This is a genomic window from Rhodanobacter thiooxydans LCS2 (assembly GCF_000264375.1).
In the GTDB taxonomy this organism is placed as follows: domain Bacteria; phylum Pseudomonadota; class Gammaproteobacteria; order Xanthomonadales; family Rhodanobacteraceae; genus Rhodanobacter; species Rhodanobacter thiooxydans.
On the sequence record NZ_AJXW01000079.1, the window covers coordinates 57028 to 65912 of the forward strand.

At 67.4% G+C, this 8885-nt stretch carries 9 protein-coding genes; 8 read left to right on the forward strand and 1 reads right to left on the reverse strand.

From position 1 onward, the window contains the following. Positions 1 to 33 precede the first annotated feature (33 nt). Positions 34 to 300, reverse strand: coding sequence for a DksA/TraR family C4-type zinc finger protein (locus tag UUA_RS15055; RefSeq protein WP_008438367.1), 267 nt, complete (start codon positions 298 to 300; stop codon positions 34 to 36). 198 nt (positions 301 to 498) lie between these two features. Between UUA_RS15055 and UUA_RS15060 the strand changes: the two genes are divergently transcribed. The 8 genes from UUA_RS15060 to UUA_RS15095 all read left to right on the forward strand — a co-directional run. After that, the gene (locus tag UUA_RS15060; RefSeq protein ID WP_008438368.1) at positions 499 to 2268 is read left to right on the forward strand and encodes an acyl-CoA dehydrogenase family protein; all 1770 of its coding nucleotides are present in this window, start codon (positions 499 to 501) and stop codon (positions 2266 to 2268) included. Positions 2269 to 2291: 23 nt separating this feature from the next. Next, positions 2292 to 2705, forward strand: coding sequence for an OsmC family protein (locus tag UUA_RS15065; protein ID WP_008438369.1), 414 nt, complete (start codon positions 2292 to 2294; stop codon positions 2703 to 2705). A 452-nt stretch (positions 2706 to 3157) separates the two neighbouring features. Next, the gene (locus tag UUA_RS15070; protein ID WP_008438370.1) at positions 3158 to 3706 is read left to right on the forward strand and encodes a cupredoxin domain-containing protein; all 549 of its coding nucleotides are present in this window, start codon (positions 3158 to 3160) and stop codon (positions 3704 to 3706) included. Continuing rightward, positions 3703 to 5190 carry a cbb3-type cytochrome c oxidase subunit I gene (locus UUA_RS15075; RefSeq protein ID WP_008438371.1) on the forward strand — a complete coding sequence of 496 codons (1488 nt, stop codon included), beginning with the start codon at positions 3703 to 3705 and terminating at the stop codon, positions 5188 to 5190. Before UUA_RS15070 ends, UUA_RS15075 begins: the two co-directional genes overlap by 4 nt. Further along, the gene (locus UUA_RS15080; protein WP_008438372.1) at positions 5162 to 5776 is read left to right on the forward strand and encodes an SCO family protein; all 615 of its coding nucleotides are present in this window, start codon (positions 5162 to 5164) and stop codon (positions 5774 to 5776) included. Before UUA_RS15075 ends, UUA_RS15080 begins: the two co-directional genes overlap by 29 nt. After that, complete coding sequence (locus UUA_RS15085; protein WP_008438385.1) at positions 5773 to 6351, forward strand: hypothetical protein; 579 nt, start codon at positions 5773 to 5775, stop codon at positions 6349 to 6351. The genes UUA_RS15080 and UUA_RS15085 overlap by 4 nt, the downstream gene beginning before the upstream one ends. 204 nt (positions 6352 to 6555) lie before the next feature. After that, positions 6556 to 7050 (forward strand): MarR family winged helix-turn-helix transcriptional regulator, encoded by a 495-nt coding sequence (locus UUA_RS15090; RefSeq protein WP_008438387.1) that lies wholly within the window; start codon positions 6556 to 6558, stop codon positions 7048 to 7050. After that, on the forward strand, positions 7047 to 8885 hold a 1839-nt coding region (locus tag UUA_RS15095), incomplete at its 3' end, for an FUSC family protein (protein WP_008438388.1). The genes UUA_RS15090 and UUA_RS15095, both read left to right, overlap by 4 nt.

Genomic DNA, 8885 nt, shown 5'->3' on the forward strand with positions numbered 1-8885 from the left:
GGTGCCGCTGAGCCCTGCGCTGCGCATGGGCGCTCAGCGCAGCTGGCTATCCTTGCTGCCGCGGCGGTTGTACAGGCTGGCGCTGCGCTGCTCCGCGTCCTGCGCTTCCTGGCAGGCCACGCACAGGCGCACGCCGGGCACGGCCTTGCGCCGTGCCGCGGGAATCGGCGCGTCGCATTCCTCGCAGTGTTTCAGGCCCGGGCCCTTGCGCAACTGCTGGCGCGCCCGCTGCACCGCATCGTCGACCGTGGCGTCGATCTGCTCCTGCACGGCGCCGTCGCCTGCCCAACCGGTTGCCATGACCCTACCTCCGAAAACCCGCTGATATGACACATCACAAGCGGTGATCTGGGTGCGCCGGAAAAATGTTTCAAGCGCTGGCGGCCCGTTGTCACCGGGTGGTACAGCCGCGCGGCGTACCGGGTGCGTCGATTGGCGACATGGATGAGCATGGCGAAAGTGCCAGAATGGCGCTTCGCCCTTCATGGAGATCGCGTCATGAGCTCGTCGTCGCCCGCCACTCCCGCTTTCGCCACCTTGCGCAGCGACGAAAGCGTCGCCAAGCAGCTGTTCCTGGGCAACATCCTGGAAGAGAACCTGTTTCCCTACCCCGAGATCAACGCCCGCGACAAGGAAATGCTGGGCGCGATGACCGACGCGATCGACCAGTTCCTCGCCGACAAGGGCGCCGCGCTGAAGCAGTACGACCGCGACGCCGAGCAGCCGGCCGAGTTCATCCAGGCACTGCGCGAGATGGGCCTGTTCGGCCTGATCATCCCCGAGCAGTTCGGCGGCATGGAACTGTCCAACGGCGCCTACGCGCGCGTGCTTGGCCAGACATCAAGCCACGACAGCTCGGTCTCGCTGACTATCGGTGCGCACAGCTCGATCGGCATGAAAGGCCTGCTGCTGTTCGGCAGCGACGAGCAGAAGCAGCGCTACCTGGCGAAGCTGGCCACCGGCGAGATGATCGCCGCGTTCTGCCTCACCGAATCCGGCGCCGGCTCCGACGCCGCCTCGATCCGCACCAAGGCGACCCGCAACGACGACGGCAGCTGGACGCTTTCGGGCGAGAAAATCTGGATCACCAACGGCGGCATCGCCGACTTCTACACCGTGTTCGCGCGCACCGACACGCCCGAGGGCAAGATCACCGCCTTCCTGGTCGAGGCGAAGTGGCCCGGCGTCAGCCACGGCCCGCACGAGGACAAGATGGGCATTCGCGCATCAAGCACCACCACGGTCGCATTCGCCGATGTGCGGGTACCGGCGGAGAACGTGCTGGGCCCGGTCGGCAAGGGCTTCAAGGTGGCGATGACCATTCTGAACTCGGGCCGCACCGGCCTGGGCGGCGGCGCAGTGGGCGGCATGCGCACGCTGATCCGCCTGGCCAGCGCGCAGGCGAAAGAGCGCAAGCAGTTCGGCCAGCCGATCGCCGAGTTCGGCCTGGTGCGCGAGAAGATCGCGCAGATGACGGTGGACTGCTTCGCCGCCGAGAGCGCGGTGTGGATGGTAGCGCACCTGATCGATGGCGGCGGCAGCGACTACTCGGTCGAGGCGGCGATGAGCAAGGTGTTCGCCAGCGAGGCAGTGCAGCGCGCGTCCTACGAGGCGCTGCAGATCGCCGCCGGCAACGGCTTCATGCGCGAGTTCCCGTACGAGCAGATCACCCGCGATACGCGGATCCTGTCGATCTTCGAGGGCACCAACGAGATCCTGCGGCTGTACATCGCGCTGTCCGGCCTGAAAGGCGTGGGCGCGGGCCTCTCCGAATTGAAGGCCGCGGTGGGCGACATCTTCAACGAGCCGATCAAGGGCTTCGGCGTGCTCGGCAGCTACACCGGCCGTCGCATGCGCGAGGCCACTGGCTACGGCATCGATCGCATCGCGCACGAGCTGTCGCCGCGGCTGCGCAAGGTCGCCGCCACCTACGAGAAGTACACGGTGGAACTGTCCAGATCCTCCGACGCGCTGCTGCGCCGCTACGGCAAGAAGGTGGCCGACATGCAGCACGCGCAGAAGCGTCTGGGCGACATCGCGATCGACCTGTTCGTGGGCCTGTGCGTGTTGTCGCGCGCCGACAGCCTGCTGAAGCAGGCGCATCCGGCCGCGGACGAAGCCGTGAACATCGCCGAGGTGTTCGCGAAGCAGGCGCGCCGACGCATGGCACGCAACGTACGCGGGCTGGAACGCAACGAGGACGAGGCGATCGAACAGCTGGCCGGCGCGGTACTCGCGCACGATGGCTACATGTGGGACGTGATCTGAAACCCGACGCAGGAGAACCCGCCATGAGCATCCCCACCGTCCGCGCCAGCACCGGCGCCGCGCCGTACACGGTCGATTTCACCGACGACCAGGGCAACACCTGGCACGCCGACGAACCGGTCGACGAAGGCGGCGCCAACACCGGCCCGGCGCCCCACCGGCTGCTGCTGTCCGCCCTGGGTGCCTGCACCGCGATCACGCTGCAGATGTATGCGGCGCGCAAGCAGTGGCCGCTGCAACATGTCGACGTCGAGCTCGCGTTCAACCCCAACGGCACGCCCGAGTCGGGCAACGACATCACCCGCGTGATCACCCTGCAGGGCGAGCTGGACGACGAGCAGCGCGAGCGCCTGCTGCAGATCGCCAACAAGTGCCCGATCCACAAGGTGCTGACCGGCGAGGTGCGCATCGCTTCGCGGCTCGGGGGTTCCCCGTAACGCGCTGCTGCCGCGGCTCGGACCTCGGCTCGACAGGTGGGCGTGCCGGCGCCACGCGCACCGCAACGCGGCCGTCTGGAAGGCCGTTCCGGGACAGGTATCGCGGCCGTCATCCTGGCTTCTCCGCACTGCTGTCCGGAATGAATTCGCCGAAGGGCGGTGGAAGAGCTGCGGCACAATGTTGGGCGGCCATCACCCGCAACCTCGCCTCAGAATCTCCGCTCGCCTTGTCGTCATTCCGGCGAAGGCAGGACAAAAGCGAGCCACGCGAGCGTTGTCCGGCCTTCGCCGGAATGACGGTCGGGAAGATTGCGGGAATGGTGGCCTTGGGACGCAGGGCATGGATTTATTCCGGACTGCGGCGGCAGGCTTCTCCCCACCACACTTCCTTGACACTGCCACCCGGATAGGGTAAACGGCGTCGACGTGGTGCTTTCCGGGGAGGCACGGCCATGATTTTCCAGAACGTGATTTGGGCGATCACGCTGACAGGCATGGGGCTGGTGGCATTGGGCTTCATCTACGCCGTCACGCAGGCTGGCAGGCCGGCCGATGCCGCCGAGGCAGCGCGGGCACATCGAACTTCCACGACCTTGCGCCGCGCCTTGTTCGCGGCGCTTTTGCTGTTGGGCATCGGGATTGCCTGGGCCAGCTTGCGGCCCTTTCCGATCCCGGCGCAGCATGCGCCGCTGCAGGCGGCGCAGGTGGTCGATGTGGTCGGCCACCAGTGGACCTGGGATGTCAGCCAGACCCACCTGATGGCGGGCGAGCCGGTGGAGTTCCGGGTGACCGCCAGCGACGTCAACCACGGCTTCGCGATCTACGCCCCGGATGGGCGCATCGTCATCCAGACCCAGGCGATGCCCGGCTTCACCAACAAGATCCTGTACACGTTCCTCACGCCGGGCACCTACAGGATCATGTGCCTCGAATACTGCGGCGTCGCACACAACGGGATGACCGCCGAACTTGACGTTGCGGCGCGGGGGGACAAGTCATGAGCTCGCTCGAACTCTACCCGCAGGACGAAAAACTGCCGCGTGGCGAACACGTGGCGTTCAACCTGTACATGATCACCGCGTTGCTGCTGTTCGTGGTGATGATGCTGCTGGGCCTGACCATGCGCATGACCCAGGCCGACTGGACGCCGGTGCAGGCCGCGATGTTCTACAAGGTCATGACCATGCACGGCGCCGGCATGGTCGGCACCATGAGCCTGGCCAGCACCGCGGTGATGTGGTTCTTCCTGCGCAAGTACGTGTCACTGCACCTGTGGGCATTCATGAGCAACTACGTGCTGTTCATGCTGGGTGCGCTGTGCATCATCTGGGCGGTGTTCGTCGGCGACTTCGCCAGCGCGTGGACCTTCCTGTACCCGCTGCCGGTGCACTCGATGGGGCTGTGGAGCAACGGCGCCGCCGCCTTGTTCATGGTCGGCTACCTGCTGATCGGCGTGGGCATGCTGCTGTTCTACCTGGATGCCGCCGCGGCGATCATCCACCGCTTCGGCAACCTGGGCCGCGGGCTGGGGTTGCAATGGCTGTTCGGCGGCGAGATCGACCCGAACCATCCCAAGGCCGTGGTCGCCAGCACCATGGTGATCATCGCCAACTCGCTCGGCATTCTGGCCGGCGCGGTGGTGCTGGTGATGTGCCTGATCAACGCCTACGACCCGGAGGTGGCGCTGAACGCGCTGGTGGTGAAGAACCTGATCTACTGGTTCGGCCACATGATCATCAACGCCACCATCTACATGGGCGTGATCGCCGTCTACGAATTGCTGCCGCGCTACACCGGCAAACCCTACGGGGTCTCGCGTCCGTTCCTTTGGTCGTGGGCGGCGAGCACCTTGTTCGTGATCATCGTGTTCCCGCACCACCTGCTGATGGATTACGCCGAGCCGCGCTGGATGCTGGTGATGGGCCAGATCATCTCCTATGCCGCGGGCTTCCCGGTATTCCTGGTGACCGCGTATGGCGTGCTGACCAACATCCACCACTCCGGGTTGCGCTGGACGATGCCCTCGATGCTGGCCGTGCTGGCGCTGTTCGGCTGGGCCGCGGGCATCGTGCCGGCGATCATCGACGGCACCATCGGCGTCAACCGGGTGATGCACAACACGCAATGGGTGCCTGGGCATTTCCACTTCTACCTGCTGCTCGGCGTGCTGCCGATGGTCCTCACCCTGCTCTACCACGTGGTCGGCAGTCGCCGGCGGGCGCCGGTGAACAGCGGAACCGACCGCGCCGGCCTGCTCCTGTATGTCGTGGGTGGCATCAGCTTCTGCATGGTGTTCCTGTACGCCGGCCACATGAGCGTGGCGCGGCGCTTCTCCACGCACCTGCCGGAATGGCTGCCGTACGACCAGGCCGGTTCCATCGCCGCGATGGTGCTGATCCTGGGCATGCTGGTGTTCGCCACGCGCATCATCGTCGGCCTGCTCAAGGCGCCGATCGATGCCGATCCTGCGCACCCTGCTGGCTAGCGCCCTGCTGCTGGTGTTCGGTGGCGCCGTACTGACGGTCGCCACCGACGGTTTCCACGCGTTCACCAGCGAAACCGCGCGCCGCCTCGCGGTGCGGCGCGAGCCGCCGCCGGTACCGGCCGTGACGCTGGAAACCCAGTCAGGCGCGCACGTCAACCTGGCCGAACTGCGCGGCCGCTGGGTGCTGGTCGACTTCATCTACACCCGCTGCCTTACCTGGTGCCTGGCGCTGGGCGGCGAGTTTGCGCAACTGCAGGATCAGCTCGCCGCGCCGCTGGCCGACGGCCGGCTGGTGTTGCTCAGCATCAGTTTCGATCCGGCGCACGACACGCCCGCCGAGCTGGCGGCCTATCGGCAGCGCTTTCGTGGCCGCGACCACGGCTGGCTCGTCGCCCGGCCGACGAGCGAAGGCGATCTGCAACAGTTGCTGCACACCTTCGGCGTCACCGTGGTGCCGGACGGGATCGACGGCTACGTGCACAACGCCGCGATCCAGGTGGTCGACCCGCAAGGACGGCTGGTGCTGATCCTGGACGCGGGCAATCCGCAGGCCGTCGCGCAGCTCATGCGGCGCAAGCTGCCATGAGCACCGCCGAGCGCCAGCGCCTGGCTCCGGCCTTCGCCGTCGCGCTGTTCGTGGCCCTGCTGCTGCCGCCGGTACGGGCGTGGCTGGAAAGTCGCATGAGCCTGCAGATGCTGGTGCAGATACCGCTGCTGATCACGGTCGGCTGGCTGCTGTCCGCCGCGTTGCCACCACGGCTTGGCGAGGGCATCGCGCGCTGGAACCGCCACGGCATCAGCAGCCTGGTGCTGGCCAGCCTGGCCGGCATGTTCTGGATGCTGCCGCGCTCGCTCGATGCGGCGATCGGTGAACCTTGGATGGCGGTGGCGAAGTTCGCCAGCGTGCCGCTGCTGATCGGCCTGCCGCTGGGGCTGGGCTGGCCGCACATGGGCTTCGTGGTGCGCGGCGTGTTCCTGCTCGAACTGACCGCCACGTTCTTTCGGCTGGGCTGGCTGTACCTGGTCTCGCCGATCCGCCTGTGCAACAACTACCTGCTCGACGACCAGCAGCGCGCGGGCGAAGCCATGCTGGTGATCGGCAGCCTCCTGCTGGCCGGCGTGGCCATCAAGCTGCTGTGGGGGCGCTTCGACTCGACCTGAAGGGCCACCGTCACGACGTCGGCCAATACCTGCCAGCGGCGGCGGTGGCGAGCCGTACAACCCGCTCGCCACGGCGGGAGAGAGCGCGGCGTTCACCGGCGGATTTTATCCCGTCACCCCTCCGTCCTGCGGAGCCGCTGCCCTCTTTTTCTTTTTAGTACATTACTGTAATATCCAGTTATGGAAAACAATCATAATGAGGGCATGAGCGGCTTCCTGGCCATCGAACAGAAGCTCGCGGTCAGCACGCGCCGGCACCGTGGCTTCCCCCGCGACCAGGCCATGCTGGTACGCATGGTGAAGCTGCTGCACAAGCTGTTCAGCGACCACGCCAACCTGCTGCTGCGCCAGCACGGCCTGACCCACCCGGAATACAACGTGCTGATGATGCTCGACGGCAGCGCGGGCGGACTGAGCCCGTCGCAGCTCGCCGAGGCGACCAGCGAGAAGTCGTCGAACACCACCCGCCTGATCGACCAGTTGCTGGCCAAGGGCCTGCTCACCCGCTCGCCCAGCGACGAGGATCGCCGCAAGTTGCTGGTGCAGCTCACCGACGAAGGCGAGGCGCTGATCCGGCAGGTGGTACCGGCGGTCACCCTGCAGCTGCAGGGCTTTTTCGCCGGCATCACCGACGCCCAGCGCAGCCAGCTGGAGCACCTGTTGAAGAAGGTGCTGCGTGGGGTGGAGTCGCAGGGATGAGCAGCGCCGCGGGTGCGGAACTGCCGCCAACGCCGGCGCTGCCCTGGCGCCAGCAGATCGCCCACGCCATGGCCGGCGAGAAGGCCGCGTGGCTGTTCGTCCTCAAGACCCTGCTGGCGCTCTACCTCACCGGCTGGCTGGCGATGCGGCTGCAGCTGGGCTCGCCGTCGGTGGCGATGGTCACCGTGATCGTGGTGATGAACCGGCAGTCGGGCATGGTGCTGGCCAAGAGCATGTATCGCGCCCTGGGCACCCTGCTCGGCTGCGCCGGCGCCATCCTGGCGGTGGCGCTGTTCCCGCAGCAGCCGTTGCCGCTGGTGCTGTTCATCTCGCTGTGGGCCGGGCTGTGCGCCGGCGGTGCGGTGCTGTTCCGCCACTTCCGCGCCTATGCCTTCGTGCTGGCCGGCTATACCGCGGCGATGATCGTGCTGCCGGCCATGCACCATCCGGTCAACGTGTTCGACAGCGCGTTCGCGCGCACCTCCGAGGTACTGCTGGGCCTGCTGGTGGCCAGCGTGGTGTTCGACGCGGTGTTCCCGATCCGCCTGCGTGGCGACCTGCGCGGCAGCGCCGACCGCAACTTCGACGGCTTCCTGGATTTCATCCGCGACAGCAGCCGCGGTGCGCTGGTAGATCATGAGGCGATGGAACGCACGCAGATGCGCGTGGTGCGCGGTGCACTCGGCTTCGAGGACCTGCGCACCGCCGCGTTCTTCGACGATCCCTCCCTGCGCACCCGCAACGGCGTGCTGAAGCTGCTCAACCAGCGCTTCATGGTCTCGGCTTCGCGCTTCCAGTTGCTACATCACCTGATCGACCGCCTGCGGCGCAAGGGCTCGACCGCCGCCGTGCGGGCGTTGATGCGCCTGCTGCGCCCACTGGGCGATGCACTGGACCAGCGTGCCACGCGCGACGACCTGGACCGGCTGGCCGACGAGCTTGCCGCCTGCCGCCGACGGATCGTCATGCAGGCGACGCACGAGCGCGCCGCGCTGGAGCCCTCCTGCCACGACGACTTCGATACCGGCCACGCACTGATCCGCCGCTTTCTCGACGAACTGCGCGACTACGCGCGCACCAAGGCCCATCTGGACCTGGGACGCCGCGCCGGCAAGCCCTTGCCGCAAGCGCGTGGCCGCGTGCACTTCGCCCGTACCAACGACAGCCATGCCGTGATGCTGGCGATGCTGCGTTCGGCCGCGGTGACCCTGGTGCTGTCGCTGTTGTGGCTGTGCAGCGGCTGGACCGGCGGCGGCATCGCCCTGTTTGGCCTGGTAGCGCTGATCTCGATGGCCTCGGCGGCGCCGGATCCGGTGTTCGTCTCCAAGCGCATCGCGGCCGGCCATCTGCTGGCGCCGATCGTGGCGCTGCCCACCTACAGCGTGCTGCCGCTGCTGCCCACCTACCCGCTGCTGGTGCTCGGTACCCTGCCGCTGCTGATGCTGTCGCTGTACCTGGTCACCCGGCCACGGCTGGCCATCATCGGCACCGCCATGAGCGTCGGCATCCTGGTCGCGCTGGCGATCGGCGAGGCGCCGCACGTCGACGCGTCGATGTACCTCAACAGCGGGCTGACTTTCGCGGTGGGCGCCTGCCTTGCGGTGGCGATCTTCCAGCTGATTCCCTCGGGGCATGGCAGCAAAGGCCGTCGCCGCCGCCTGCTGCGCCGCCTGCGCGGGCTGGTCCGGCTCGCCGCCAGCGCGCCGCTGCCGGGCCTGCTGCCGCGTTTCGAAAGCCTCGCCCGCGACCTGTTCCAGCAGATCGTGGCGCAGACCCGGCCGGGCAGCCGGCATTCGCGCGAACTGCTGGGCTGGGCCCTGATGGTGCATGAAACC